The sequence below is a fragment of the Leptospira abararensis genome, from assembly GCF_016918735.1.
GTDB lineage: Bacteria > Spirochaetota > Leptospiria > Leptospirales > Leptospiraceae > Leptospira_A > Leptospira_A abararensis.
The window spans coordinates 1-2957 of the sequence record NZ_JAFFPR010000021.1 but is presented as its reverse complement, the minus strand read 5'-3'; the positions used below and the strand labels follow the sequence as shown (position 1 = coordinate 2957).

Here is a 2957-nt window from a genome sequence, read left to right as displayed (position 1 = left end):
AAGGCACATTTCGTGTCACGCTAACGCCTCTTCTAGAGGCTCAGCTACACGAAACGTCGGTAAGCCTAATTCGTTATACGAAATTTGTGCAAATTTGTTGTGCTAAATTAGAAAACCAGGAAAGAAACAATTGACAAGCCAAAGAAAATGTAATACGCTTGTATTACAGAGTCAATATGATTAGTTTAAGATTACCAGAAGAACTAGAAAAAAAACTTTCAGAAGTTGCTAAAATTGAGAACAAAAGCAAATCAGAAGTAATTAAAGAATCTTTAGTTTACTACATTGATAATTTTGCTAAGCAACCTTCCGCCTATGAATTAGGTGAAAAATATTTTGGTTTATATAAAAGTGGGATCTCCGATAAATCTATAAACCATCAGAAGTACATAAAAGATGCTTTAAACAAAAAACATAAATGATTAAAGCAATTATTGATACTGGGCCTATTGTTGCATTCTTCGACGAATCTGATAATTATTGCTTACAATGCAGGTCTTTTCTTAAAAACTTTAAAGGCAGATTATATACATCACTTGCAGTAGTTACTGAAGTATCTTATTTATTATCTGATAACAAAAGAATACAAAAAGCCTTTATTGAATGGATTGATAACAATGCAATTTCAATATTAAATCAGGATAATGAGCAATTTAGTTCGATTCTGTTTTTTATGGACAAATATGCTGATCGACCAATGGATTTTGCTGATGCCTCACTTATGACTATTTCCGAAACTTATGAAATTCAGAATATTTTCACTTTAGATAGCGATTTTCGGTTTTATAAATCAAGAAAAGGAAAATCTTTAAAAATCATCAACGAAAGCATGATAAAAAACTAATTAAAGCACAAACTTCGTATAACAGCGGGGAAACGCTTCACTTCGGCACTCACGGCCTCGTTCGGGCTACGCCACATTCCTCTCCGTCACGCCTCTTGCATCCGCAAGATTCGCGCCGACGCTAACGCCTCCTCCGGAGGCTCAGCTACGAGAAACGTCGTCTCCCCTAGTTCGTTATACGCTATCACTAAATGTCTCAAAAACAGCATTATATACCAGTTTCTCTATTAAATGGATTCTTAGATCCAATTTCACTCAAATTAGATAAAATTGAACCTTATCTTTGGTATTATAAGAAAGGCAATGGAGTGAAAAAGAAGTCACCAGTAAATATACTATGGGAACGGAATTTCTATACTCAATATGACATTGAATCTCAAGAAAATAATGAGTTAGAAACTTTCTTTTCTAAGTTTTTAGAAAATCCATTAAAACAATTTAAAAAAAAGTATGAAACCGATCTTTTAAAAATAGATATAAAAAAATTAGTATCCAATGGTATTGAATCGGAAAGGCTTTTTTTGTCAGCATTTACTTTTTGGCATTGGAAAAGGACAAAAAGTTTCATATCAGAATTAAAAAATTCATTTGAAAAGGAGTTATTAAAGGAAAATTCAAGATCTAAGGTAAGTGAATTTATGAATTCAAAGTTTCTTCAAAACGAATTAATTACTATGTTAATTGGAATAGGAAATAAATTTGATAACAAAAGCTTTATAGATTATATAATAAAGAAAGATATTTACTTCACTATCATTGAAAATGATAAAACTAATTTTATAAATTCAGATAACCCTCTTATAAGGGCAAATGAATTCGGACCAAACGGCATCATTTACCATACTACAGAACTTAGTATGCCACTTACTTCTAAAATATTAATAACTTTTATTGGAAATAACTCTAAAATGTATTTCCGAAGAGTTAAAGACAGAACATCAATTCGGAAAATAAATCAAAATATAGCAAGAAATGCAAGTGAAATAATATACGGAACCAATAAAGAACAATTAGAAAAATTAATAAAATACTTACCAAGTGACAGCGTATAACATCGGGGAAACGCTTCGCTTCGGCACAAGGCCTCGCTTGGGCTACGCCACATTCCTCTCCGTCACGCTTCTCGCTCCGCAAGAAGGCGCGCCGACGCTAACGCCTACTACGTAGGCTCAGCTACGAGGAACGTCGTCTCCCCTACTTCGTTATGCGTAATTGACCAATGTATGCCTCAGGACATGGGTAACACTTTGAATTTATTTAGTGAAATAAGGCTATTTTAATCAGTTATTCTTGCTTGATTTTTTCATAAATTGCCATATCTTTTGCCTATGGAAAAAGAGTTAGAAATTTTAAAAACCCAAATCATTTCTCTCGTAAATCCATTAAAAATTATCCTTTTTGGATCAAGAGCAACTAGAACTGCAGGAAAGAATAGTGATTATGATCTTCTAATCATTATGCCTAACGGCACTAATAAAAGGGAAATTGCACAGTATCTTTATAAAAATGTAGATAATATCAAAATCTCATTTGATATTGTTGTGGCTACTCCCGAAACTCTCGAAAAATATTCTAATATCCGACATTTAATTTATTTTCATGCCCTTAAAGATGGTTTAGAACTCTATGCTGCATGATGACCCAGGTTCTCCAGTAGCTTGGCTTATTCATGCAAAAAGCGACTTACTTCTGGCAAAACTTGGGGATAAAAATGATATTTTACTAAATCAACTTTGTTTTCATGCTCAACAAACTGCTGAAAAATCTTTAAAAGCTGTCTTGATAAAAGAGAATGTAGAATTTCTATTTACTCACAATATTAAGACTCTAATGCTTTCATTACCAGATCGAATTGAAAAACCTAGTTTCTTTGATGAACTTGCAATTTTAACAGATTATGCCGTCTCTACTAGATATCCGGGTGATTATGAAGAAATTCTTAATACTGAATATGAAAAGGCAATTGAATTAGCTGAACTTGTTTTTAGTTGGGCTAGTAATTTAATAAAAAAATAAATTTTATAAGTGGTCAACTACGCATAACAGCATGGAAACGCTGCGCTTCGGCACAAGGCCTCGCTTGGGCTGCGCCACATTTCCCTTCTGTCACTCG

The 2957-nt window shown here is 33.2% G+C and carries 5 protein-coding genes; all 5 read left to right on the top strand.

The features are described 5' to 3' along the window. Positions 1–176: 176 nt before the first annotated feature. The 5 genes from JWG40_RS06430 to JWG40_RS06410 all read left to right on the top strand — a co-directional run bounded on the left by JWG40_RS06430 (position 177) and on the right by JWG40_RS06410 (position 2860). Positions 177–422 (top strand): ribbon-helix-helix protein, CopG family, encoded by a 246-nt coding sequence (locus tag JWG40_RS06430; protein ID WP_015683117.1) that lies wholly within the window; start codon positions 177–179, stop codon positions 420–422. Then, positions 419–844, top strand: coding sequence for a type II toxin-antitoxin system VapC family toxin (locus JWG40_RS06425; RefSeq protein ID WP_205285030.1), 426 nt, complete (start codon positions 419–421; stop codon positions 842–844). The genes JWG40_RS06430 and JWG40_RS06425 overlap by 4 nt, the downstream gene beginning before the upstream one ends. Before the next feature lie 191 nt (positions 845–1035). Then, entirely contained in the window at positions 1036–1896 is an 861-nt protein-coding gene (locus JWG40_RS06420; protein WP_205285029.1) for a DUF4238 domain-containing protein, read from the top strand. Positions 1897–2172: 276 nt separating this feature from the next. After that, entirely contained in the window at positions 2173–2481 is a 309-nt protein-coding gene (locus tag JWG40_RS06415) for a nucleotidyltransferase domain-containing protein (RefSeq protein ID WP_002977474.1), read from the top strand. Further along, positions 2471–2860: a HEPN domain-containing protein gene (locus JWG40_RS06410; protein ID WP_205285028.1), complete on the top strand. Its 390-nt coding sequence runs from the start codon at positions 2471–2473 to the stop codon at positions 2858–2860. Before JWG40_RS06415 ends, JWG40_RS06410 begins: the two co-directional genes overlap by 11 nt. The last annotated feature ends 97 nt before the right edge of the window (positions 2861–2957 follow it).